The following is a 23788-nucleotide window of genomic DNA, read 5'->3' on the forward strand; positions in this document are numbered from 1 at the left end:
TTCGGGGGTGCTTGTCAAGGCGGGAAAGATGCCTTGACAAGCACCCCCGAACCGCAGGGGGGCTTCGTATCGGGGTGCGGGGGTGGTGTGGGTGCCTCGATTGTTGGGTGGGTCGGTGGCGGTTTTTTTGGGGGGAGGAGAGAGAATCAGAGTTCGTGAAGTAGCCCCTCGCGGGCTGTGGGAGTTGCGAGGGGCGTCTTCGCGGACTTGGTGTGGTGTTGGGGCGTATTGCGGGCGAATACCGGCAAAGACTCAGGCCAGATCACCTGGGCGGGTGCCGGTGGAGGCCAGGGGCAGGTTCAACGCCACCCGTTCGGTCAGCCAGTTGCTCGGGCGGTAGCGGGGATCGCCGGTGGCTCGGAGCAGGCCGTTCAGAATGCGCAGCACCTTTTCCGGTCCGATCAGGTCGCCCCATTCCAGGGGGCCGCGCGGGTAGCCCAGGCCCAGGCGTACCGCGGTGTCGATGTCGGTGGGGACGGCGAGGCCTTGGTCGGCGATGTAGCAGGCCGTATTGATGATCGAGGCCAGGAGGCGTTGTGCGATCGGGGCGGCACCGTCGCGGACGACCGTTACCGGGGTTCCCGTGGCGGCCAGGGCACCCCAGGCGGCGCGGCCGTAGTGCGGGTCCAGTCCGGGGTGGACGGACAGGGTGAAGCGCGATTCGTAGCCCAAGGCATCAACGCCGCAGACCCGCGAGGCGGGCAGTTCCAGTTGTCGCGCAGCCTCCACAGTGGACTCACCGCGCAGGGTGACCAGCAGCACTGTGTCGGGGTAGGCGTCTGGGACGACGTCGACGCCTGCTGCGGACAGGAGGCGGCCCAGGCGTTCGTCGGCGGCGTAAACCGGCATGGTGGGGGCGGGCGGGGCCGTGGGCTCCGGGGGAACTTCTTGCTTCCCGTCGACGTAGCGGTAGAAGCCTTCGCCGGTTTTGCGGCCGAAGAGCCCGGCGGCGACGCGCGGGCGGGTCAGCCACGACGGGCGCAGGCGGGGTTCGGCGTGGAAGCCGTTCCAGATGCTTTCCAGTACCGCGTGCGAGACGTCCAGGCCGGTGAGGTCCAGCAGTTCGAACGGGCCGAGTTTGAGGCCGAGGACGTCGCGCGCGATGCGGTCGATTTCGGCTGGCTCGGCGCGGGATTCGGAAAGAATCTGCAGGGCTTCGGTGTTCAGGCCGCGGCCTGCGTGGTTGACGAGGAAGCCTGGGGCGTCCTTCGCCAGCACAGGTTCGTGACCCCAGCTGCGGACGAGTTTCAGGGCTTCGCTGGGCAGCCACTCGGCGGTGCGTGCGCCGGGGACGACCTCGACCAGGCGCATGAGCGGGACTGGATTGAAGAAATGCAGGCCGATCAACCGCGTCGGATCAGTGAGACCGGCGGCGATCTCCGTGACGGACAGCGAGCTGGTGTTGGTCGCGAAGATCGTGTCGGGGCCGCAGACTTTCTCCAGGCCGGCGAAGAGCGTCTGCTTCGTTTCGAGGTCTTCGCGGACGGCTTCGATCACCAGGTCCACCCCGTCGGCGGGGGCGTGCGGACCGTCGACCGGGACCAGGCGTTCCTTCGCCGCGCGGCCGGCTTCCTCGCTCAGCTTGTCCTTGGCGACCAGCCGGTCGACCATCGCGCCGACGTGGTCGATCGCCGCGGCGACCGCTTCCGGTTGCGCGTCCGCGAGTTCCACGGTGACTCCGCCGGTCGCGGCGAGCTGGACGATGCCGCGTCCCATCACCCCGGTGCCGATCACCCGGATCCTGCCGACCCGCTCGGCCCATTCCGTCACGTCGAACCTGCCTTTCGCGTTGGCGCCACGGCGAACTTACCCCGGACTACAGCCCGACGAAGTCCGCCATCTGCCCGATGAGGTGCTCGAAGTACGCGTCCGCCGGATCAACGCTGCCGACGTACTGGCCGAACAGCTCGAAGTTGAGCGCGCCGAACAGCTGGGTCCAGGCGGCGATGGCGCGCATGACCACCTCGGCTGGCGCGTCGATGTCCAGAATCTTGGTGAGCTGGCTGGCCTGCGCGCGCAGCTCTTCCGACATCGGCGCGGTGACCGCCGGCTCGTGCGGGTGTGCGTCGCGCAGCACTGCGACCAGCGCGAAGGCCACTCGGCCGGCGGGGCCGACGGTGTCCTGCGGAGCCTGGTACCCGGGGATGGGCGAGCCGTAAATGAGTGCGTACTCGTGCGGGTTCGCGCGGGCCCAGTCGCGGGTCGCGCGCCAGATGGCTCGCCAGCGGGCGCGCGGGTCGTCGGTGTGCGGATCGGCCTGTTCGGCGGCCTCGCCGACGGCGTTGTACGCGTCGACGATCAGCGCGGTGAGCAGGTGATCGCGACTCGGGAAGTACCGGTACAGCGCCGACGAGACCATCCCCAGCTCGCGGGCGACCGCGCGCAGGGAAAGTCCGTGCGCGCCGACCTCGGCCAGCTGGCGGCGCGCCTCGTCCTTGATCTCGCGGGTCAGCTCGGCGCGGACTCGTTCGCGGGCGGTCCGGGGTGCGGCAGTCATGCGATCAGTGTGCCTCGAATGAGAGCGCCGCGCAAAATAGAGAGCAGTGCTCTTGACTCGGAGCGGATCGTGGGTGTTCACTGTTCACAACAGAGAGCACCGCTCTCGCAGACCGAGGAGGACCCCATGACCAGCAGCCGCTACCTCGAACCGGGCAAGTCGACCGCGGTGTTCAACGGCCTCATCCGCTGGCTCACCAAGCACGGCCTCAGCGTGTGGGGCAGCCGGGTGCTGGGTGTCCGCGGCCGCAAGTCCGGCGAACTGCGCGAGGTGCCGGTGAACCTGCTGCCATTCGAGGGCAAGCAGTACCTGGTGGCCGCGCGCGGCGAAACGCAGTGGGTGCGGAACCTGCGCGCCGCGGGCGAGGGCCAGCTGACCGTCGGACGGCGCACCGAGACGTTCACCTATCGCGAGCTCTCCAATGAAGAGAAGCCCGCCGTGCTGCGCTCGTACCTCAAGCGCTGGGCGTTCGAGGTCGGCACTTTCTTCGAGGGCGTGGACGCGAAGGCACCGGAGGAGAAGCTGCTGGAGATCGCGCCGGGCTACCCGGTGTTCGAGGTCTTCACCCGGTGAGTCAGCGTGCGCGTTTGCGGAACGCGGTGGCCGAGACGAGGACCACGCCGACCAGGAACGCGACCAGCCCGATCAGGAACCAGAGCTTCTGACCGGTCATGAAACTGCCGGTCAGCACGCCGACGCCCTGCAGCACCCACACCGCGCCGACGAGCACCAGCACCACCCCGCACGCCAGCGTGATCCACCGCTTCACGACAGCCTCCTCGCTCGCTGTGAAGGACTCCTTGAGGGAACCAGATTCCCTCAAGGAGTCCTTCACGGGCTACCCGCGTCGGCGCGGTTGTCCGCTGCCGAACTGCTGTGCTTCGCCGAGCGAGGTCGCGGTGGCCGTAGTGCCCTGCACCTTCGCGATCACGGTGACGTTGTCGCCGGACTTCGGCGAACCGGTCTTCTGCGTGGACGAATCCAGCGTGTAGGTCTGCTTGTAGCCGTCCTTGCTGGTCAGGGTCACCGAGGTGGCGCTGAGTTCGGTGATCGTCCCGGTTTGCAGGCGTTCGGTCACGTATCCGCCGGCCGGGTCCGTCACCACGAAGTCGCCGTGCAGCGCGTCCCGCAGCGCGGCCATCCCGCCGAACCCGCCGCGGCCGGCGAAACCGCCCTGCCCACCGGGTCCGCCAGGACCGCCGAATCCGCCCGGACCCTGCTGCGCGGTCGCGTTGCTGCCGCTGGTCCCCGCCCAGATCGCCAGCCCGCCGCCCACCGCGATCACCACCGCGACGCCCGCCGCGATCGCGGTTTTCCGGCCCGACCACGTCTTGCCCGGGCCGCTGCCGCCGGATGCGGGAGCAGGCTGCTCTCCCCAGGTCGCGCCCTGTGCTGGATCGGTCGTCATGGTCTCCTCCGGAACGTTCGGGCTTGTCCTTCCCGAGCGTCGGGGCGGCCGCTGTGCGGAAGCTGTGCCGGACGTGGGGGACACCTGTGCACTCCCGCGGGGACGCACGCACAGGAAACACACAGCCAGGACACAGCCCGACCTGAAGACAGGGCCCGAAGATGGCACCATGAGCAGTGTGAACGCCGCGTCTGCCGGCCGGGGCAAGGCCGAACTGCGCCGCGCGGACGGCAGCCCGGTCCGCGTGCTGGTCGTCGACGACGAGTCGACGCTGGCCGAACTCGTGTCCATGGCCCTGCGAATGGAGGGCTGGGAGGTGCGCAGCGCGGGCACCGGAGCAGAGGCGGTGCGCATCGGCCGAGATTTCCGGCCGGACGCCGTCGTGCTCGACGTGATGCTGCCCGATTTCGACGGGCTCGAGGTGCTGCGCCGGATGCGCGCCGAAACGCCGTATCTGCCGGTTCTCTTCCTGACCGCGAAAGACGCGGTGGAGGACCGGATCGCCGGGCTCACCGCGGGCGGCGACGATTACGTGACCAAGCCGTTCAGCCTGGAAGAAGTGGCGCTGCGGCTGCGCGCGCTGCTGCGCCGGGCGGGCGGCGTTTCCGGAGCGACCGGATCGCAGCTGGTGGTCGGCGATCTGACGCTGGACGAGGACAGCCGCGAGGTGCACCGCGGCGGCGACCTGGTGCCGCTCACCGCGACCGAGTTCGAATTGCTGCGCTACCTGATGCGCAATCCGCGCCGGGTACTGTCGAAGGCGCAGATCCTGGACCGCGTGTGGAGCTACGATTTCGGCGGCCAGGCCAATATCGTCGAGCTGTACATTTCCTACCTCCGCAAGAAAATCGACGCCGATCGGGAACCGATGATCCACACCATGCGCGGCGCCGGGTATGTCCTCAAACCCGCCGCCGGCTGACCCGGCCGCCCGGCCCGCCCGTCGTCCGTGGTCCCTGCGCCGCCGGCTGATCATGCAGCTGGCGGCGCTGCTCGCCTTGGTCTGCGTGGTCGTCGGCGTGGTGACCGAACTGGCGCTGGACAGCTTTCTCGTCGGGCAGCTCGACGGACAGCTCGCGGCGGCGAGCGACCGCGGGTTCCGGCACGGCGTGCCGCGTCCGCCCATCACCGGCTCCGCCAAGCTGCCGCCGGATCCGCTGCGCGTGCTCGGCCAGCCGGAGGGGACGCTCAGCCTGGTCGTCCACGACGGAACGGTCAACGGGCAGGTGATCGGCCCGCTCGGCCTTGTCCAGCTGACGCCGGACCAGGACCGGGTCCTGCTCGTGCTCGCGCCGAACGGCCAGCGCCGCACGGTCGAGCTTCCCGGGAATCTCGGGAGTTACCGCGTGGTCGCGACGTATTCGCCGCGCGGCGAGTTCACCGTGATCGGGCTGCCGATGAACCGGGTCTCGGAAACGTTGTGGCGGCTGGGATTCATCTTCGGAGGTGTCGCGATCTGCGGCATTCTCGTCGCCGGGTTCGCCGGCGCGGTCACGATCCGGCGCACCATGGCTCCGCTCGACCGGCTCGCCGCCACCGCTTCCCGGGTGTCCGAACTGCCCTTGGACCGCGGCGAGGTCGCGCTGTCCGAGCGAGTGCCCGAGGTGGACACTGATCCGCGAACCGAGGTCGGCAAGGTCGGTTCGGCGATCAACCGGATGCTCGGCCACATCGCCGAGGCGCTCGCCGCCCGGCACGCGAGCGAAAGCCGGGTGCGGCAGTTCGTCGCGGACGCGAGCCACGAATTGCGCACGCCGCTCGCCGCGATCCGCGGGTACGCGGAGCTGACCCGGCGCAGCGGCGAACAGGTGCCGCCGGACATCGCGTTCGCGATGAGCCGGGTGGAATCCGAATCGGCGCGGATGACGACGCTCGTGGAGGATCTGCTGCTGCTCGCCCGGCTCGACTCCGGGCGTCCGGTCGTGCACGAGCCGGTCGATTTGTCCCGGCTGGTCGCGGACGCGGTCGCCGATTCCCATGTCGCCGGTCCGGAACACAAGTGGCTGATGGAACTTCCCGGCGAACCGATCGCGGTGCTGGGCGACGCCGGGCAGCTGCACCAGGTGGTGCTGAACCTCCTCGGCAACGCTCGCACGCACACGCCGGCGGGCACCACGGTGACCACGGCACTGTCCACACGAGACGGCTGGGTCACTTTGTCCGTTGTGGACGATGGGCCGGGAATTCCGCCGGAAATCCTGCCCGAGGTATTCGAGCGGTTCGCCCGCGGGGACAATTCCCGGTCGCGTGCCGCGGGCAGCACGGGTCTGGGTCTGGCGATTGTCGCCGCGGTCGTGGCGGCGCATTCCGGCCGCGTGATGGTCGCCAGCGGGCCCGGGCGCACCGAATTCGTGGCTTCGTTCCCGCAATTGCGTGATGGCGGCAACACTCCTTCGTGAGTGATTCACAGCCCGCGCACAGCCCGGGCCGCGAGAATGGCGGGCATGTCGACTCTCGTCGCGCCCGCACCGGTGGGCACGTCACGCTGGGTGCGTCCCGCCGTCGCGGTTCTGCTGCTCGGCACTGCCGCTCTGTACCTCACCAATGTCGCGATTTCCGGGTGGGGCAACGATTTCTACGCGATGGCCGTGCAAGCGGGCACGTGGGACTGGAAAGCGTGGTTCTTCGGTTCGCTTGACCCGGGCAACGTGGTCACCGTCGACAAACCGCCGCTTTCGCTGTGGGTGATGGGATTGTCCGGGCGGATCTTCGGCTTCTCCAGCTGGAGCATGCTGGTCCCGGACGCGTTGGCGGGCGTGGGCTCGGTGGGTCTGCTGTACCTGGCGGTGCGGCGGCTTTCCGGCCCGGTGGCCGGGCTGTTCGCCGGGGCGTTGCTCGCGCTCACTCCGGTGGCCGCGTTGATGTTCCGGTTCAACAACCCGGACGCGTTCCTGGTTCTGCTGCTCGTCGCGGGCGGATATTTCCTGGTGCGGGCGCTGGAAACGGCGAGCACGAAGTGGCTGCTGCTGGCGGGCGTCGCGATCGGCTTCGGGTTCCTCGACAAAATGCTGCAGGCATTCCTCGTGTTGCCCGCCTTCGTGCTCGCGTACGCGGTCGCCGCTCCGACTTCGCTCGGACGGCGGGTGTGGCAATTGCTCGCGGCTGCCGGAGCGGTGGTGGTTTCCGCGGGTTGGTGGGTGCTCGCGGTGGCGTTGTGGCCGGTCGCCGATCGGCCGTACATCAGCGGGTCGACGAACAACAGCGTGCTGGAATTGGCCTTCGGCTACAACGGACTGGGGCGGATTTTCGGGCAATCTCACGGCGGGGACGCGCGGCCGAAACTGCCGGAGTTTCCTGGCGGCGAGGCAATGCGCGGTTTCGGCGGACAGACCGGCTTGACGCGACTGTTCACCGAGCAGTTCGGCGGCGAGGCGTCCTGGCTGTTGCCCGCGGCGTTGATCGGGCTGGTAGCCGGGCTGTGGTTCACCCGGCGCGCGCCGCGCACTGATCGCACTCGGGCGGCACTGCTGCTGTGGGGTGCCTGGACGGTGATCAGCGTCCTCGTGTTCAGCTATATGAGCGGGATCATCCACCCCTACTACACGGTCGCGCTCGCCCCGGGAATCGCTGCCACGGTAGCGATTTCGTCGACCGAACTGTGGCGCGGCCGCACCTACTTCGCGCCGCGCGCGGTGCTCGCGGTGATGCTGGCGGCGACCGTCGCATGGAGTTTCGTTCTGCTGCATCGCACCCCGAACTGGCAGCCGTGGGTGCGATACACCGTGCTCGTGCTCGGCGTCCTGGGAGCGGTCGGGTTGCTGCTCGGGACGGCGCGTCGAGTCGTCGCGGTGCTGGCGCTGGTGGCTGCGCTGCTGGGGATGGCGTCCTTCGCCGTGGCGACCGCGTCGACGGCGCATACCGGCGGGAGCCCGGCGTCCGGACCGCAAAGCCAGCACAAGGGGCGCGGCAGTTTCGGTGGACCACAACAGTCCAATGTGGAGCTGAACCGGTTGCTGGAGACCACGACGACGAAGTGGGCCGCCGCGGAAACCGGCGCGATGCAGGCCGCCGGACTGGCGTTGAACAGCGGCAAACCGGTGCTCGCGGTCGGCGGCTTCAGCGGCAGCGATCCCGCGCCGACGCTCGCGCAATTCCAGCAGTACGTGGCGAGCGGCGAGATCCACTACTTCGTCGTCGGCGCGCGCAACGGCCGCGGCGGCTTCGGCGGTCCAGGTGGCTTCGGCGGCCCAGGCGGTCCCGGCGGTCCGGGCGGCAGCCGCGGCACCTCGGGGAAGATCACCGCCTGGGTGGAGCAGCACTTCCGCTCCACCACGGTCGGCGGCGCGACGGTGTACGACCTCACGCAAAAGTGACCGAGGTATTGGCTCCGCACAAGACAAAACACGGCAGCTCGGCCGGGATGCGCCCGGCCAGCCAGGCGGCCAGCGGAGCCGCGGCGGCTGGTTCGACGACGAGCCGGTAGTCGCGCCACAGCAGATCGCGCGCGGCGAGGATTTCGGCGTCGGACACCAACACGGACGTGACGCGTGGCGAGTTGAGAATCCCGAACGCCAGCTCGCCGACGCGGGTCGCGCCGAGCGCGGAGGCGGCCACTGAGTCGATGGCGACGTCCACCGGCCCGCCCGCGGCGAGGGCGGCGTGCAGCGCCTGGCAGTGCTCCGGCTCCACGGCGAACACCTGACGGCCTTCCGCGGCCAGCGTCGCGCCGGACGCCAGCCCGCCACCGCCCACTGCGACGGCGATGGCGTCGACGTCCGGTGCGTCGGCCACGATTTCCGCCGTCGCGGTTCCTTGCCCGGCGATTACGTCGGCGTCGTCGTACGCGTGCAAGTAGCGGGTGCCGGGTTCCTCGGCGACGGCCAGCGCGGCTGTCGCGGCTTCGCCGTACGTCGCGCCGTGCCGGATGAGCTTGGCGCCAGCCGCTTCGATGCCGGCGGCCTTGGCTTCGGGCACCGACTCCGGCACGTAGACGACCGCGGGAACGCCGAGCGATTGGGCAGCGGTGGCGACGCCGAGGCCGTGATTGCCGCCGGAAGCCGTGACCACCCGTTTCGGCTTAGGCCCGTTGATCAGGGCGTTTACCGCTCCGCGCAGTTTGAAGGAACCGGACCGCTGGAGCTGCTCCAGCTTGAGCACGAGCGGACGACCGTCGATTTCGGTGCGTAACAGCGGTGTCCACCGGACGTGTGGTCGGAGGCGGAGGTGGGCAGCGGCGACGTCGGCGGCGACAGGGGCGATGCGCATATCGGTCATTCTCCTCTCACCCCGCCCTCCGTGCGTGCCGCTCGCCGGAAAAACCCCAGCGTGCCAGGCCGCGACCCGGAAGAAGAGGGCATTGTCTAGATCTTGCAAGCCTCGCTAAGCTCTGCGCAGACGTGGGGTGTCCGACCATGTGCGTACCGCGACGAGTGCTACTGAGAGTAGTAGCGTCCTGCTAGTGTCCCCGTTCGGTGCACTTCACGCCTCGGTCTCGTCGGGACTCCTCGGGAACGGAAGGTGACGTGGATGCGCGACGGCTCGGTCCGGTCGCGGGAATCCGCTGCGCGGCTGCTCGACCGCCTCGGGATCCGTACTGTGCGGGCGCGAGTGACCGTGCTGGTCGTGGCTCCGCTGATTCTGGTCGCAGCGGCGGCGGTCCCCCTCGTGGTCACCCAGGTCAGCGCCGCGTCGGCGGCCGCGACCGCTTCGGACGCGGTGGCGCGGGCACAGTGGGTGGGCGGCCTCGTCGGGCAGTTGCAGCGGGAAAGCCTGCTCACCGCCGCTTTTGTCGCTGACCCGTCCGCCACCAATTCGGCGCTCGTCCGGCAGCAGCAGGCGGTGGACAGCGCTGCGCACGGCGTCGCGGACAGCCTGGTCAGCCAAGGCGGCGCACTGTCGAAACTGCGGCAGAACACGCTCAATCGTCAGATTTCCGTAGCTGACGTCGCTTCTGGCTACGATTCTATGTCTATCGGCCTGATCGACGCTCTAGGGCTGACCACTTCGGACAGTGCTGGTGCCCGGCAGCTCGACGCCCTGCTGCGCGCGGACGAACAACGAGCGGCCCGGGCGACCGCGCTGATCGCGTCCGCCGGAGCCGACCGCGCGGGCCAGCGCGCTGCTGTCTACGGAGAACAGTTCGCGCGGCTGGCCGGGAACCAGGACGCGGCACAGGTCGCCGCGGTCGAGGCCGGAGTGACGGCCCAGCAGCTCGACCGGCTGGCCGCCGCGCCGCGGCAGGACCGGCAGTTTGTGTCCGATGTGGTCACTGCCGGTACTCAACTCGCCGATCAGCGCGACGCTGTCGAAACCCGGATCGCCGGTGCGATCGCCGATGCCGCCTCCGCGAAAGCGTCCAGTGCGACTCGGACGGCCTTCCTTGTCGGCGGTGCCGCGATTGTCCTTTTCGGACTCGTTGCCGCATTGTCCGTACTGGCCGCGCGATCCATTGCCCGGCCGCTGCGCCGGTTGAGCATCCAAGCCCGTTCGACGGCCGACCTCGCCGCCGCCGAATTGGTTCAGGTCGGCGAGCCGGAATCGGGTCCGCCGCACCCGTCGCTGCCCGCTCTCGACGCTGGAACCGGCGGCGAACTGGCTGAGCTGGCCGATGCGTTCAATCGGCTTCGCGGCACCGCGGCCGACGCGGTGACCGAGCAGGCGAACGCGCGCCGCGCCGGGCTCCAGCTGCTGGTCGGAGCGGCCAAGCGCACGCAGAACCTGGTCGCCGGGCAGCGCACCATGGTCGAGGAATTGACTCGCGGCACCGACGATCCGGTGCTGCTCGCCGGACTGCATCGCGTGGGGCACGCCGCCCTCCGGCTTCGCCGCACCGCCGACGATCTGCTCGTGGTGACCGGAAACCGGGACGAAACGCGGGTCGGCGGCCCGATCGAACTGGCCACCGCGTTGCGCTCGGCCGCCGCGGAAATCGACGACGAATCCCGGATCCGGATCGGCGAACCGGCGGAGGCGCTGCTCGCGCCGTCGCTGGGGATCGACCTCGTGCTGCTGTTCGCCGAACTGCTGGAAAACGCCGCCGCGTTCTCGCCGCCGGAGTCGGCGGTGGAGATTGCGACGGAGTTCGAGCCGTCCGGCGATCTGCTGGTGCGCATCGCCGACCACGGCATCGGGCTGCCCGAGGACCGGTTGGCGCAGGAGAACCGCCGGCTCGCCGAACCGGTCGACGCGACGTCCGGGCAGCAGCTCGGCCTGGCCGTGGTCGGACGGCTCGCGCGGCGGCATTCGCTGCGCGTCGAGCTGGAGTCCACTCCGGACGACGGCGTGACGGCCAAGGTATCCGTGCCGCAGGCGTTGTTCACCCGGGACGTCGATTTCCGTCGCGGGCCTGGGCTTTTCGAACCGGGCCAGGTGCCGGATCCGCGTCCGGTGCTGCTGCCCGCGCCCGCGATCGCCGCGCTGTCCACGCCGGCTCCGCCCGGGTTCCGGTGGTTCACCGATCCGCCGGAACTCGAAGCTGACGAAGCGAAGCCGGACGAGACCGAGGCTCCGAAATGGCCGGAGGCGGAACCGGAGTTCGCCTCCCTCGCCGGAACGCTGGAACTTCCCGGCGAGCCCGAAGAATCCACAACGGACACCGCGGACACGCGGGATGCCGCTGATCCGTCGCCGACGCACCAGTTCACCGTGGTGCAACCGGAATCCCGCGACGGGGTGTTCCGCCGCGTCCCCGGAGCCCAGCTGGCTCCCGGCCTCAAAATTCCGCAGATCGTCCGGACTCCGTTGCCGCGCCGCGAATTGCGCGATCCGGCCGCCGAGCGGGCCACCTTCGACTCGTTTTCCGACGGCGTCGCCAAAGCACAGCAAGTCACCGCTCAGCAGGCCGATCAAGGAGGATCATGACCGTTCCCGCCGCCGCGCAGAACTTCAACTGGCTGGTCAATCGCTTCGCACTGCACACCGCGGGCGCGATCGCCGCGCTCGCGGTGTCCGCGGACGGCCTGTTGATCGCCGCGTCGCAGGACCTCGACCGCGCGGACGCCGACCGGCTCGCGGCGACCTGCTCGGCGATGCTCGCGCTGGCCCAGAGCGTGTCCGAAAGCCATCCGCTCGGCGATCCGGACAAGGTCGTGGTCGAACTGGAACGCGGCTATCTGGTGGTCTGTACCATCAGCATCGGCTGTTCGCTCGGCGTGCTGGCGAACAAACAAGCCAGTCTCGGCACGATCGCCTACGAGATGGCGATGTTCGCCAACCGTGCGTCCGAAGTCCTTACCCCCGCGCTGGTCGAGGAGTTGAAGAACACCGCGTTCGCCTGACCCGTGAAGATTCTCGTGCTTGGCCCGGCCGGAGCCGGGAAAACGACGGCGGTGCACGCCGTTTCGGAGATCGCGCCGGTGCGCACCGACACCGGCGACACCACCGCGGCCCTCGACTTCGGCAGGCTGGGCGAGGGCGAGCGGCGCCGCTACCTGTTCGGCGCGCCGGGACAGCCGCGGTTCTGGTTCCGCTGGCCCGACCTCGTGCGGGGCGCGGACGCCGCGCTAGTGGTGGTCGACCCGCGGCGGATCGCGGACGCCTACCCGGTGCTCGACGCGGTCGAAGGGCTCCGGCTGCCGTTCGTGGTCGGGGTGAACTGCTTCGACGGCCTGCTCACCCGGCCGCTGCACGACGTGCGCTGGGCGTTGACCGTGCGCGACGGCGTCCCGGTGCACCCGTTCGACGCCCGCGACCCGGCGTCCGTGCGGGAGGTGCTCGACCTGGTCTCGGCGGGGGTGGCCGAGGGGGCGCGGGCGCGGCAACCGAGTCCGCTATAGTCGTCTGCGGGGACCCCCCGTGGCGTCCACCCTGTGAACTTCCCCAGGGCCGGAAGGCAGCAAGGATAAGCGGGCTCTGGCGGGTACGGGGGGAACCCGCTTTTCGCTAATGCGGCGAAAAGCAGGCGGCACGGACCGCAGCCAATCTGCTCGCAGTGACCTTTCCGCCGTGGCTGTCGTCGGATTGGCGACGAATGGCACAGTGTGCCCTGACCTCAGAAGAGGCCGAGCACGTCGTCCGGCGGCGTCGGCGAGGGCAGCTCCTCCGCGTCGAAGACCGGTGCGGCCTTTCCCCGAAGCTGACGCAGCTCAGCGCCGTGCACCACCCGTGCCGGATACGGCGAGGACGCCGCGCGCCGGGTCAGCTCCTCCGTCGGCAGTTCGAGCCGCGAGGCGGCCAGCACGAGATTGCCGAACCGGCGTCCGCGCAGCACGCTGGGCTCGGCCAGCAGCACGACGTGCGGAAACACCTCCGCCAGCGTCGCGAGGAACCGGCGGGCGAACGGCAGGCCGGGCCCGTCGGAGATGTTCGCCAGCATCGTGGCTCCCGGCCGCAGCACGCGGGCGACGTCCGTCACGAATTCGACGGTCGCCAGGCCACCGGCCAGCGTCGCGCGCTCGAAGGCGTCGAGCACGAGCAAATCCGCCGATGCGTCGTGGCGGCTGCGCACCCCCGCGCGTCCGTCCTCGATCCGTACCCGCAGCTTCGGGACGCTGCGCAGGTCCAGCTGTTCGCGGACCAGGTCGATCAGCGGCTCGTCGGCGTCGAACACCAGCTGCCGTGAACCCGGTCGCGTCGCGGCGACGTAGCGCGGCAGGGAACAGCCCGCGCCGCCGACGTGCAGCGCGTCGAGCGGTCCGGGCGGCAGGAAATCGACCAGGTCGCCGAGCCGGCGCACGTAGTCGAACTCCAGGTTCGTCGGGTCGTCCAGATCGACGTAGGACTGCGCCACCCCGTCCACCGAAAGCATCCACGCGTTGGGCCGGTCGGCGTCGCGCAGCAGTTCGGCGGTCCCGAACCGCACTGGGTAAGCACCCGGTCGCGGGCCGCTCGGCGCACGGCCGCGACCGGAACGGGAGGGGCTCACCGTGCTCACTGTAGTCTCGGGCTCGTGGCTCTCGCGCTGTACCGGAAGTACCGTCCGGCGACCTTCGCCGAGGTCGTCGGCCAGGAGCATGTGACCGAACCGCTGCGCACGGCGCTGGCCGCCGGGCGCATCAATCACGCGTACCTGTTCTCCGGGCCGCGCGGCTGCGGGAAGACGTCGAGCGCGCGGATCATGGCGCGCTCGCTCAACTGCGCCAAAGGCCCGACCCCGGATCCGTGCGGCGAATGCAACTCGTGCCGCGCGCTCGCGCCGGAAGGCCCCGGCAGCGTCGACGTCACCGAACTCGACGCGGCCAGCCACGGCGGCGTGGACGACGCCCGCGAACTGCGGGACAAGGCGTTCTACGCGCCCGCCGAATCGCGCTACCGCGTGTTCATCATCGACGAGGCGCACATGGTCACCACGCAGGGCTTCAACGCCCTGCTGAAGATCGTCGAAGAACCGCCCGAGCACCTGATCTTCATCTTCGCCACCACCGAACCGGACAAGGTGCTCACCACCATCCGCTCGCGCACGCACCACTACCCGTTCCGGCTGATCCCGCCGAGTTCGATGCGGGAACTGCTGGAGCGCAACGTCGCCGCCGAGGGCGCGACGGTCGAACCGGCGGTGTATCCGCTGGTGATCCGCGCGGGCGGCGGTTCGGCTCGCGACACCCAGTCGGTGCTGGACCAGCTGCTCGCCGGGGCCGGTCCGGAAGGCGTCACGTATCCGCGGGCGGTCGCGCTGCTGGGCGTCACGGACACCGCGCTGATCGACGCGGTGATCGACGGGCTCGCGAACGACAACCCGGCCGAAGTGTTCGGCACCGTCGAGAAACTCGCCGACGCCGGACACGACCCGCGCCGCTTCGCCACCGACCTGCTCGACCGGTTGCGCGACCTGCTGCTGATGCGCGCGGTCCCGGACGCGGGCGAACGCGGGCTGGTCGCCGCGCCGGACGACGAGCTGAAGCGGATGGCCGAGCAGGCCGAGAAGCTCGGCCCGGCCACGTTGTCCCGCTATGCCGACATCGTCCACAGTGGACTTCTCGAGATGCGCGGCGCGACGTCGCCGCGGCTCGTGCTCGAACTGCTCTGCGCGCGGATGCTGCTGCCGTCGGTCACCGAGGCGGAGAAAGCCTTGCTGGCGCGGATCGAACGGCTCGAGCGGCGTCCGCCTGGCGCTCCCGCTCCGGCTGGACCCGCGGCTGGTTCCGCCCCGGCCGCCGCGCCTGCTCCGGCCGCTTCCGCTGCTCCCGCGGAGGCTCCGACGCGGTTCCAGCGGCCTTCGCAGCGTCCGGCCCAGGAAGCTCCCGCCGCACCGGCCCGTCCGGCGGCGGAGGAACCGGCGCGTCCGGCTCGCCCGGAGGTCAGCCGTCCGGCAGCAGCCGAGCCGCCTGCTCCAGCTGCTGCCGCACCCGCTCCGGAGCCTTCCCCCGCCCCGGCCGCGGAGGAAGCCCCGGCGGCGGGCGGGATCGACGCGGCCGCGCTGCGCGAGAAATGGCCGCAGCTGCTGGCGTCGCTGCGGAAATTCACCGGCGGTCGCGCGCTCGAAGCCATGCTCACGCAGGCGACGGTCGCCGAGGTCGACGGTTCGGCGGTCACGCTGACGCACAAGTCCGAACCGCTCGCCCGGCGGCTGAGCGACCAGGGCAACGCGAGCAAGATCGCGGCCGGGCTGAGCGAGGTGCTCGGCGGCGAATGGCAGGTCCGCTGCGTGCACGGCGCGGCGCCGGCCGCCGCCCCGGCGCGGCAGGCTCCCCGGCAGCAGGCGGCGGCTCCGCCTCCGGAACGGTCGTTCACACGTCCGTCCGCGGCCGCGCAGGCTCCGGCGGCCGCGGCGCCTCCGCCGAAGTCCGCGCCGGAAGCGCCGAGCCGTCCGCGCGTCACGACGAGCGAACCGGACATCCCGCTCCCGCCCGAGCCCACGGACGAGGACGACGACATCTACTCCGAGGACTCCAGCCCGGTCCCGCCGCCTCCGCCGCCGCCCGCGGAGGAGGACCCGGAGCAGATCGCGCGCAAGCTGCTCTCCGATCACCTCGGCGCACGCCCGCTGGACTAGCGACGTCGTGAGTGTTGATCGCGGTTCTAACCGCGATCAACACTCACGACGCTGCCTACCGCACGAGCCGCACGGTCAGCGGATGCTGCGTCGGCGGCGTCTGCACGGTTACCGTCCTGGTTGCGGCGTCCCAGGTCCAGCTTCCGCTCCGCCGCCCGTCCACGTACACCGCGGACGGTGCGGTGGCATTGGTGAACCGGACGGTCCAGGCTCGCTGCGTGGCACCGATCGCGAGCATTGCGGACTGGGGATTTTCCGTATAGCGCAAGGCAGTCGTGGTGCCCTTCGCGGACGGTGACTGTCCGTCGTCCTCGTAGAGGGTGAACGCACCGTCGTGGCCGCCAGCCACCGTGACGGTCGCGGCGGTCTGCGGATCATGCGCGTCGCCGGAGACGTTTCCGCCGCGGGTGACCATGATTCCGCCCGAACGCACGAAGACCGGCATCGTGTCCAGGCCCGTGGTGATCTGTGCGGTGGTGCCGCCGCGGTAGGTCTTGCCGGTGAAGTAATCCGTCCAGTCGTTGCCCGGCGGGAACCAGACGCTCGTGGTCGCCGTGGTACCCGGACTGGTCGCGGGAGCCACGAGGACGTCCGGGCCGTACAGGTACTCCCCGCCGGCCTGGGCGTACGCCTCCTGCTGGTCCGGATATTGCAGGTACAGCGGCCGCACGAGCGGCATTCCGGTCGCGGTGGCCTGCTGCGCGAGCGTGTACGTGTACGGCACGAGATTCTCGCGCAGATTCAGGAATTTCGTCGCTGACGCGTCCGCGGCGGCTCCGTATTGCCAGGGCAACCGGTCGCTGTGGTTGGAGTGCAGCCGGTCGATCGGCTGGAACGTGCCGAGCTGCACCCAGCGCGCGTACAGGTCGTCCGGCAGCTTCGTGCTCCCGGGTTCCGTGCCCGGCTGCTGCAACCCGCCGGTGTGGCCGCCGATGTCGTGGCTCACCGAAGCCAGTCCGGTCGCCGCGGATTCACCAGGGGTGTAGCCGACTTCGTAGGCCAGCGTTGCCCAGTCGGAAATGGTGTCTCCGGTGAAGTGCAGCGTGGTGCGCTTGTCCGCCCACGGTCCGGTCGGCACCGCAGTCGGCGAGCTGTACCCACCGGCTTGCAGCGAGCCGTACGCGCGGGAGAACGCGAAGCCGCGACCGCCGCGCTGAGCCGCGTCGTCGGCGTACTGCTGGTTGATCCACGCGTCCGGAGTGACGCCGGCCAGGCTCGATTTCGAGCTGTCACAACACCAATCCAGCCACCAGACGTCGTTGCCCTGCTGTTCCATCGTCCGGTGCAGGTCGAAATAGGCCCGCAGCTGGTCGGGGTCGCCGAAATCGAAGACGTAGCAGTCTTGTCCGCAACTGGGCTGCAGTTTGCCCTTCGCGGTGGCCTGCGCGGCCGGGAACTGCGGGTCGTCGGCGCGGATGCTCGGGTGGATGTTCAGCGTGGTGTGCAGGCCCTGGTCGTGTGCCCACTGGAAGAACGCCTTCGGGTCCGGGAAGCGGGTCGGGTCGATTTCCCAGCCGTTCCACCGGTCCGGCGATTTGAAGTCGGTGTCGACGACGAGCATGTCGAGCGGCACCTGCTGCGAACGGAACTTCGGCACGATCGTCTGCTGGAAGTCGGCGGCCGTGCGGTCGTAATACTCGGAATACCAGACTCCGTAGGCCCATCGGGGCAGCAGCAGCGACGGTCCGGTCAGCTGGGCCAGTTCACTCAGCGCGCGGCCGTAGTCCTGGCCGTAGCCGAAGACGTATCCGTCTTGGTAGTTCTCGCTGCTGGGCCGCTGGGTGACGACCTTGGTGCTCGGGTCGTACAGCGCCGAAGCGGTGTCGTCGAGCAGGGACCAGCCGTCCTGGTAGAGGATTCCGGGCGCGGAGACCGCACTTCCGTCTACGCCGTCGAGACCGCGTCGGTAACCGCCGAGCGGTGCGTGCGGAGCGAGCAGCACCGAATGCGCGGCGGTGACAGCGACGGTGTCGAGGTTGACGTGGCAATTCGAGTCCGAGCAGGACAGCGTGACGGTGTTGGTGCCAGCCTTGAGTTTCACCGGGATCGCGGTGGTGCGCCACGAATTCCAGCTGCTGGTCGACGGCAGGGTCAGATTGGTGGGGGTGTCACCGGCTTGGAGCGTCAACGAGGTCGGCTGGGTTTGGCCGGAGACGGCGGTCGCGTCGGCGTAGCGCAGCTGTAGATCGTAGGCGCCATCGGCGGGAACGCCGGTGATCGTCAGCGCGTCGGCCGCGCCGGGACGCTCCATCCCTGCGAGGAAGGCCTTGCCGGAGTGGCCGTCGTGGTCGCTTGCCGGGTGTGCGCCGCCGGACAGCGCGCCTTGCTCGGCCTCGCAGAGACCACCGAACGCGCACGTCGTCGGCGCTGGCGGCACCGGCTGTGGGTACGCGGCCCCGGGGTTGACCACGGCGAGGCTGTCGATGTTGACGTTGCCCGAGTCGGCGGTGCCGTGCTTGACGGTCACCTGGTGCTGCCCTGCGGGCAGGCTGATCGGCACAGTCGCGAGGGCCCAGGTGTCCCAGTCGGCGGTGGCCGGCAGTGAGATGGTGCGTGCGTTGGCGCCGTCCACGAGGACGCTGAGCGTGCGGGTCGTGTGCTGTCCGTCGCCGCCGGTGCCGTTGGCGTAGCGCAGATCCAGCTGGTAATCGCCGGAAGCGGTGGTCCGGAAGGCCAGGCTGTCGCCGGGGTTGATGAAGCCCGCCGCGAAGCCGTCGCCGGTGTAGCCCCGGTGGTCGCTGGCCACGCCTGGGCCGTTGAGCTGCAGTTGTTCCGCCTCGCAGAGGGTGCCGAGCGCGCAGACCGGAGTCAGCTTGCCCGCCCACGGCCGCGCGGTGACGTCCTGGCCGCCGGTACGCAGCTGGACGGTGAGGTTGTCGTCGGAGAACGCACCCGAGTCGAGCTTGTAGCGCAGCTGGACGGCGCTGGTCCGGATGGTCAGCCAGCCGTCGCGTTTTGTTGCGGTGTAAGGCGTTTTGGGGAAACTGCCGCGGCCGACCGCGTTGAACGTGCCGGCGTCGACGAACTTGGCGTCGCCCGCGTATTCGGTGCGGATGAGCGTCGGTGACAGGACTTCGAAGCGCGCTTGCCCGGCGGTCACCGCCTGTGGAGCGGCCTCGGCGACTCCCGTCGACACGAGGGTTCCAGCCATCGCGGTCACGGCCAGCAGCCGTACCAGTCTTCCTCGGAGCGAAGTTGCCACCGGCGCCTCCTCGACAGGTTTCCAGCGACGGTAGGTCGGAACCGATCAAGGGTGAAGACGGTGTCCGGTGTTCTGTCCGCTCAGTAGCCCTTTCGGCTCCCTGCGTCAGGAGCCGGCCAGGTACGCTTCGATCGCCTTCGCGATGGCCTGCGCGTAGTGCGCCCGACCCGCCGCCGACGACATCTGGCTGGCCTCGTCGGCGTTGCGCATGTTGCCGCATTCGACGAGCACGGCCGGTCGAGTGGACAGGTTGAGCCCGGCCAGGTCGTTCCGCGGCGAAAGACCCGCCGAGCCGATATAGGTGGAGGTCGGGAAGCCGTCGTCGCGGATTCCGTCGCGCATGGTGCGAGCCAGCTTCAGCGACGGTTCGCCCTGCGCCGCGTTCAACGGCGGTGCCGAATACGCGACGTGGAAGCCGTGCGCGGTCGGCGAAGTGGAGCCGTCGGCGTGGATCGACACCACCGCGTCGGCGTTCGCGTCGTTGCCGATCCGTGCGCGCTCGTCGACGCACGGGCCGACACCGGAGTCGTTCTGCCGCGTGTAGACGACCTTGATTCCCTTGGCCGCCAACGCGGTCCCGACCTCATGCGCGACCGCGAAGGTGAACGCGTGCTCGGTGTACCCGGCGTTGGTCGACGTGCCGGTCGTGTTGCACGGCTTCGTCTGTCCGCGTCCGGCGGGCACCTTCCGGTTGATCTCGTCGGGGTGCGACGCGTTGCCGCCGTTGTGCCCGGGATCGAGCACCACGACCTTGCCCGACCCGACCGGCGGCACCGCGGAAGACGAAGACGGGCTCGAAGACGAGGACGGGGGCGGGCTGGAAGACGACGGGCTCGGCGTCGCGGAGGCGGCCGAGGACGTCGGCGCAGCGGCCGGTGACGGAGGCGTCTCGCCGCCGGAACACGCTGTGAGCAGCATCAGGCCGGTCAGCAGCGGGAGTGTCTTCGCTCGCACGCGACCACGGTGCCACAGCACACGCGTGCCGCCAGGACGGACGCGCCGGGCGCGCGGCTACGCTGGGGAGGAACACCCAAACGCGGAAGGACCGAGTGCGATCATGGTGCAACCCGGCGGCGGCGGCTTCGACCTGTCGCAGATCATGCAGCAGGCCCAGCAGATGCAGCAGAAGCTGGTGGAGGCCCAGGAGGAACTCGCCAGCACCGAGGTCACCGGCACCGCGGGCGGCGGCCTGGTCACCGCGACGGTGTCCGGCGACAGCCAGCTGAAGAGCCTCGTCATCGACCCGAAGGTGGTCGACCCGGACGACGTCGAAACCCTGGCCGACCTGGTGGTCGCCGCGGTGCGCGACGCGTCGGCGAGCGCGCAGAAGCTCACCGAACAGAAGCTGGGCCCGCTGGCGGGCGGCCTCGGCGGCGGCATGCCGGACCTCGGCAGCCTCGGCTTCGGCGGCTGACACTTGTACGAGGGTGTCGTCCAGGACCTGATCGACGAACTGGGGCGGTTGCCCGGCGTCGGTCCGAAGAGTGCCCAGCGCATCGCGTTCCACCTGCTGGCCGCCGACCCCGCGGACATCGCGCGGCTGCAGGACGTGCTCGGCAAGGTCAAGGAAGGCGTGCAGTTCTGCGAGATCTGCGGCAACGTCTCGGAGCAGGAAACCTGCCGCATCTGCCGCGACGAACGCCGCGACCTCACGGTGATCTGCGTGGTCGAGGAGCCGAAGGACGTGCTGGCGGTCGAGCGGACCCGCGAGTTCAAGGGCCGCTACCACGTGCTGGGCGGCGCGCTGGACCCGCTGTCCGGGATCGGCCCGGAGCAGCTGCGGATGCGTGAGCTGCTGAAGCGCATCGGCGAGGCGGACGTCCGCGAGATCATCATCGCGACGGACCCGAACACCGAGGGCGAGGCGACCGCGACGTACCTGGTGCGGATGCTGCGCGATTTCCCGGGGCTTTCGGTGACGCGGCTGGCGTCCGGACTGCCGATGGGCGGGGACCTGGAGTTCGCGGACGAATTGACCCTAGGCCGAGCACTCTCCGGCCGCCGAGCGTTGTAAATCCGTCGTCCTCAATGCCGACGCGATCCGAAAGCGGGATCGCGTCGGCTTGACTGCGATCCCGCCCGCGTCAAACTTCAGCAGTAACCCAGCTGTGCCAACGAGTTCACCACGATGTCCGACGGGTGGTACTTGTCCATCCAGGACTCCCCGCGGCGATGCTGGTACGTGTCCAGGAATTCCCGCAGCCGATCCCCGCGCATTTCGGTCAGGATGACGTTCTCGCCGATTCCCACGTGCCGTTCGGTGCGGGCCCGGTGGACCGCGCACGGCAGGCCCAGGTAGCCGCATTCCTCCTGCAATCCGCCGGAATCCGTGACCACGTACTCGGCTCGCGCGACCAGCGGCAGGAACTTCAGGTACCGCATTTTCGGCTGCGCGATGAACTTGTCGTCGAACAGATTGTCCAGGCCCAGCGCCCGGATCTTCTCCCGCTCCGGCGCGCCGGCCATGTACAGGATCGGCATCTTGCGGCTCTGCTCGCGCAGGATTTCCAGCACCTCGCGGTATTTGTCCGCGCGCGACACCAGTTCGAAGCGGTGCAGCGTCGCCAGGCCGAACTTCTCCGGCAGGCCCGGCACGTCCAGCGGCTGGTCGACGACCTGGCGCATCGAGTCGATCGCCGTGTTCGCTTCGGTGTTCACCACGACGCCGCGGGCGTTGCGAAGGTTGTGCACCTCGCGCTCGCTCGGCGAGAAGTGGAGGTCCACGAGTTTCCCGGCGATTTTGCGGTTCAGTTCCTCCGGCAGCGGCGACAGGATGCTGCCCGACCGCGTGCCCGCCTCGATGTGCCCGACGCGGGCCTTCAGGATCTTCTTGCCGATCAACGCACCGTACGGCGTGGTGAACGTGTCGCCGTGCACCAGCACCAGCGGCGGGCGGCCGTCCGCGGTCAGCCGGGCGCGGAGTTCGGCGCGGCGGCTCCAGGCGGTGCGCATGACCTGCGCGGCCCAGCCGGGGACCTGCGCGGGCGATTCGAGGTTGTGCGCCCGTTCCCGCGGCACGAACCACAGCGCGGGTTCCGGCAGCCGCAAATCCGAGAGCACGTCCGCGACCTCGTCCACGTGCTGCGCGGTGAACCAGATCTCCGGTTTCGCGCCGCGCTCGGCGACGCGGTGGAACACCGGCGCGATTTTGATCAGTTCCGCGGTGGTGCCGACAATGAACGAAATCACCGTGGATTACCCCATCTCCGGGCCGGCCGCAGCCGGGTGAACAGCAGATCAACGACGAGGGCCGGGATGCTGTGCGCTCCGTCCCGGCCGGTACAGGGTAGCCTCGCCGGGGTGAGTGCGATTCCGCCCCTCCCGTCGCTCAGCGTCGTGATTCCGGTCTACAACGAGCAGGACTGGATCGACCGCAGCGTCGGCGCGCTCATCGCCTCGGCCGAGGCGGCACGGTGGCCGGTGGAAATCCTCGTCGTGGACGACGGGAGCACCGACGGCACGCCCGCCCGGCTCGCCCAGTTGCGCGACCAGCACGGCATCACCGTGCTGAGCCAGGCCAACAGCGGCCGGTTCGAGGCCCGCCGGACCGGGTTGGCGAAGGCATCCGGAGAATGGGTGCTGCTGCTGGACAGCCGCGTGATCGTGGACGTCGGCAGCCTCGGTTTCCTGCGCGACCAGCTGACCGGGCATCCCGAACGCACGGCCTGGAACGGCCACATCACCGTCGCGTCCGAGAACAATCCCTACGCCGGTTTCATGGCCGGGCTCGTCGCATTCTCGTGGCGCAAGTACTTCGCGAATCCGAAGCTGACGTCGTTCGGCATCGAGGAATTCGACCTGTACCCGAAGGGCACCGGATTTTTCTGCGCCCGCCGCGATCTGCTCGACGGTTCCGTCGCCGCTTTCGCCTCGTTGTTCGACGACGTCCGGCTGGCCAGCGACGACACCCGCATGCTGCGCTGGATCGCCGAACGCGCGCGCATTCACCTGTCCCCGCAGTTCTCCGGGACCTACCACGGCCGCGATTCGCTCGAGAAGTTCTGGGCGCAGTCGTTCTTCCGCGGCACCACGTACGTGGATTCCTACCTCGGTTCCCCCGGTCCGGCGCGCACCGCGCTGTTCGGCGCGCTCGCGGTCGGCGCGGTCGGCGCCGGGCTGGCCGTGAAGAAGCCGAAAACGACTGCCGCGCTCGGGATCGCCGGGTCGGCGGCGGCCGCCGCGGCGGTCAAGAAGTGCGGGGCCAGCACCGCCGAGGCGCGTGCGGTCGGCACCTTGCTGCCGGTGTTCGCGGCCGGATTCGGCGCGGGTGTGTTCCGCGGTTTGTACCTCGCGTCTCGCGCCCGGCTGCGGCGCCGATGAGCGTGGCGGACACCGGCGCGGCGGCCAACGGGGTCGTCCGGGACACCCATCGCACCGCGGGCAAGCTCGGCGGTTCGCTGATCGCGGCGATCATCCTCGGCTACGTCCTCACCGTCGCCTGCGCGCGGCTGCTGCCCCCGGACCAGTACGCCACCTTCCTCACGTTCTGGGGCCTCCTGATGGGGCTCGGCAGTGCGTTGTCCCCGCTGGAGCAGGAGCTCTCCCGGCAGTCCGCGACGGCCGCGCTGACCGGCGGCGTCGCGGGCCGCGGCGCGCTGCGCGCGGTGGTCGTCTCCGCGGCGGCCGCGGCGGCGTTCGGGCTGGCGCTGCTCATCCCGCCGATCAACGACCGGCTGTTCCACGGCACCGGGGAACTCGCGCTGGTGGTGCTGGCCGGCGGGGTCGCGTTCGCCTGCCAGTTCGGCGTCCGCGGCCTGCTGATCGGCCAGCACCAGGTCAAGCACTTCGCCGGGCTGATCGTCGCCGAACCGG

Annotated in this window: 20 protein-coding genes, 1 other RNA gene and 1 pseudogene; 13 read left to right on the plus strand and 9 right to left on the minus strand. The window is 69.9% G+C overall.

All coding sequences use genetic code 11. The features are described from left to right. Nucleotides 1-252 precede the first annotated feature (252 nt). Together H5411_RS21705 and H5411_RS21710 are read right to left on the minus strand one after the other, a co-directional pair. Nucleotides 253-1770 carry a 3-hydroxyacyl-CoA dehydrogenase gene (locus H5411_RS21705; RefSeq protein WP_183124859.1) on the minus strand — a complete coding sequence of 506 codons (1518 nt, stop codon included), beginning with the start codon at nt 1768-1770 and terminating at the stop codon, nt 253-255. A gap of 46 nt (nt 1771-1816) precedes the next feature. Beyond that, on the minus strand, nt 1817-2497 hold the full coding sequence (locus H5411_RS21710) for a TetR/AcrR family transcriptional regulator (protein WP_101437035.1): 681 nt from the start codon (nt 2495-2497) through the stop codon (nt 1817-1819). A 126-nt stretch (nt 2498-2623) separates the two neighbouring features. Here H5411_RS21710 and H5411_RS21715 point away from each other — a divergent pair, with 126 nt between their 5' ends. Then, nucleotides 2624-3070, plus strand: coding sequence for a nitroreductase family deazaflavin-dependent oxidoreductase (locus H5411_RS21715; RefSeq protein WP_101437036.1), 447 nt, complete (start codon nt 2624-2626; stop codon nt 3068-3070). A gap of 1 nt (nt 3071) precedes the next feature. On the opposite strand, the gene H5411_RS21720 is transcribed toward H5411_RS21715, so the two are convergent. Together H5411_RS21720 and H5411_RS21725 are read right to left on the minus strand one after the other, a co-directional pair. Further along, entirely contained in the window at nt 3072-3266 is a 195-nt protein-coding gene (locus H5411_RS21720) for a hypothetical protein (RefSeq protein ID WP_101437037.1), read from the minus strand. A gap of 69 nt (nt 3267-3335) precedes the next feature. Beyond that, nucleotides 3336-3905, minus strand: a complete 570-nt coding sequence (locus tag H5411_RS21725) for a hypothetical protein (RefSeq protein ID WP_183124860.1) — start codon at nt 3903-3905, stop codon at nt 3336-3338. A 169-nt stretch (nt 3906-4074) separates the two neighbouring features. Here H5411_RS21725 and H5411_RS21730 point away from each other — a divergent pair, with 169 nt between their 5' ends. From H5411_RS21730 to H5411_RS21740, 3 genes are read left to right on the plus strand one after another with little or no spacing between them, the layout of a single operon-like run. Continuing rightward, nucleotides 4075-4827, plus strand: a complete 753-nt coding sequence (locus H5411_RS21730) for a response regulator transcription factor (protein WP_009084604.1) — start codon at nt 4075-4077, stop codon at nt 4825-4827. Then, nucleotides 4802-6304, plus strand: a complete 1503-nt coding sequence (locus H5411_RS21735; protein WP_220817259.1) for a sensor histidine kinase — start codon at nt 4802-4804, stop codon at nt 6302-6304. The genes H5411_RS21730 and H5411_RS21735 overlap by 26 nt, the downstream gene beginning before the upstream one ends. A 45-nt stretch (nt 6305-6349) precedes the next feature. Continuing rightward, on the plus strand, nt 6350-8218 hold the full coding sequence (locus H5411_RS21740) for a glycosyltransferase family 39 protein (RefSeq protein WP_101437040.1): 1869 nt from the start codon (nt 6350-6352) through the stop codon (nt 8216-8218). Here H5411_RS21740 and H5411_RS21745 read toward each other — a convergent pair. Next, a complete protein-coding gene (locus tag H5411_RS21745) occupies nt 8205-9110 on the minus strand; it encodes a serine/threonine dehydratase (RefSeq protein WP_101437041.1) in 906 nt (301 codons plus the stop codon). The two genes, H5411_RS21740 and H5411_RS21745, sit on opposite strands and share 14 nt — an antisense overlap. A 261-nt stretch (nt 9111-9371) precedes the next feature. Between H5411_RS21745 and H5411_RS21750 the strand changes: the two genes are divergently transcribed. The 4 genes from H5411_RS21750 (at nt 9372) to ffs (ending at nt 12724) form a co-directional block, all read left to right on the plus strand. Then, nucleotides 9372-11705, plus strand: a complete 2334-nt coding sequence (locus H5411_RS21750) for a sensor histidine kinase (RefSeq protein WP_183124861.1) — start codon at nt 9372-9374, stop codon at nt 11703-11705. After that, the gene (locus tag H5411_RS21755) at nt 11702-12121 is read left to right on the plus strand and encodes a roadblock/LC7 domain-containing protein (protein ID WP_009084595.1); all 420 of its coding nucleotides are present in this window, start codon (nt 11702-11704) and stop codon (nt 12119-12121) included. Before H5411_RS21750 ends, H5411_RS21755 begins: the two co-directional genes overlap by 4 nt. Before the next feature lie 3 nt (nt 12122-12124). Further along, the gene (locus tag H5411_RS21760) at nt 12125-12619 is read left to right on the plus strand and encodes a GTP-binding protein (RefSeq protein WP_183124862.1); all 495 of its coding nucleotides are present in this window, start codon (nt 12125-12127) and stop codon (nt 12617-12619) included. Nucleotides 12620-12624: 5 nt separating this feature from the next. Continuing rightward, nucleotides 12625-12724, plus strand: an RNA gene (ffs, locus tag H5411_RS21765) — signal recognition particle sRNA small type. A gap of 110 nt (nt 12725-12834) precedes the next feature. Here the strand turns inward: ffs and H5411_RS21770 are convergent. After that, on the minus strand, nt 12835-13707 hold the full coding sequence (locus H5411_RS21770; RefSeq protein ID WP_183124863.1) for a spermidine synthase: 873 nt from the start codon (nt 13705-13707) through the stop codon (nt 12835-12837). A 24-nt stretch (nt 13708-13731) separates the two neighbouring features. Between H5411_RS21770 and H5411_RS21775 the strand changes: the two genes are divergently transcribed. Continuing rightward, a complete protein-coding gene (locus H5411_RS21775; protein ID WP_183124864.1) occupies nt 13732-15774 on the plus strand; it encodes a DNA polymerase III subunit gamma and tau in 2043 nt (680 codons plus the stop codon). 55 nt (nt 15775-15829) lie between these two features. Here the strand turns inward: H5411_RS21775 and H5411_RS21780 are convergent, their stop codons facing one another. Both H5411_RS21780 and H5411_RS21785 read right to left on the minus strand, forming a co-directional pair. Beyond that, a complete protein-coding gene (locus H5411_RS21780) occupies nt 15830-18976 on the minus strand; it encodes a TIM-barrel domain-containing protein (protein WP_183124865.1) in 3147 nt (1048 codons plus the stop codon). A gap of 105 nt (nt 18977-19081) precedes the next feature. After that, entirely contained in the window at nt 19082-19894 is an 813-nt protein-coding gene (locus tag H5411_RS21785; protein ID WP_183124872.1) for an N-acetylmuramoyl-L-alanine amidase, read from the minus strand. 139 nt (nt 19895-20033) lie between these two features. Between H5411_RS21785 and H5411_RS21790 the strand changes: the two genes are divergently transcribed. Further along, nucleotides 20034-20390, plus strand: coding sequence for a YbaB/EbfC family nucleoid-associated protein (locus H5411_RS21790; RefSeq protein WP_009084583.1), 357 nt, complete (start codon nt 20034-20036; stop codon nt 20388-20390). Between the two features lie 3 nt (nt 20391-20393). After that, nucleotides 20394-20990, plus strand: a complete 597-nt coding sequence (recR, locus tag H5411_RS21795) for a recombination mediator RecR (protein ID WP_037808499.1) — start codon at nt 20394-20396, stop codon at nt 20988-20990. Between the two features lie 77 nt (nt 20991-21067). Here the strand turns inward: recR and H5411_RS21800 are convergent, their stop codons facing one another. Continuing rightward, entirely contained in the window at nt 21068-22165 is a 1098-nt protein-coding gene (locus H5411_RS21800; RefSeq protein WP_183124866.1) for a UDP-N-acetylglucosamine 2-epimerase, read from the minus strand. A gap of 111 nt (nt 22166-22276) precedes the next feature. Here H5411_RS21800 and H5411_RS21805 point away from each other — a divergent pair, with 111 nt between their 5' ends. Further along, nucleotides 22277-23296 carry a glycosyltransferase family 2 protein gene (locus H5411_RS21805; RefSeq protein WP_183124867.1) on the plus strand — a complete coding sequence of 340 codons (1020 nt, stop codon included), beginning with the start codon at nt 22277-22279 and terminating at the stop codon, nt 23294-23296. Further along, nucleotides 23293-23788, plus strand: a pseudogene (locus tag H5411_RS21810) (hypothetical protein); the annotation flags it as partial. The gene H5411_RS21805 and the pseudogene H5411_RS21810, both read left to right, overlap by 4 nt.

Source organism: Amycolatopsis echigonensis (genome assembly GCF_014174495.1).
GTDB lineage: Bacteria > Actinomycetota > Actinomycetes > Mycobacteriales > Pseudonocardiaceae > Amycolatopsis > Amycolatopsis echigonensis.